The sequence below is a fragment of the Paraburkholderia sp. SIMBA_030 genome, from assembly GCF_046535245.1.
GTDB lineage: Bacteria > Pseudomonadota > Gammaproteobacteria > Burkholderiales > Burkholderiaceae > Paraburkholderia.
Genome location: NZ_JAWRXB010000969.1, coordinates 1 through 258, shown reverse-complemented (window position 1 = coordinate 258; position 258 = coordinate 1). Strand labels below are relative to the sequence as shown.

Genomic DNA, 258 nt, shown 5'->3' with positions numbered 1-258 from the left:
TCGAGCGTCCGCTCCGCCTTCTCCGTGATCCTGATCTGCTTCTCGCGCCGGTCGCGCGGATTACCCAACCGCTCGATCCAGCCGCCCTCCTCCATCCGGTCCAGCAACCGGCCAGCCGAAATCGGCGCGACTTCCAGCAGGTCCGCGAGCCGCGCCTGGTTGATATCGCCGTAAAACTACAGATACGCGAGCGCTCGGCACTGCGCGCGCGTCAGATCGATCGACAGCCGCGCGAGGTCGTCGAAACGCTTGCCGAGC

1 pseudogene is annotated in these 258 nt (G+C 66.3%); it reads right to left on the bottom strand.

The window, feature by feature from the left end:
• Positions 1-258, bottom strand: a pseudogene (locus SB772_RS42900) (MarR family transcriptional regulator); the annotation flags it as partial.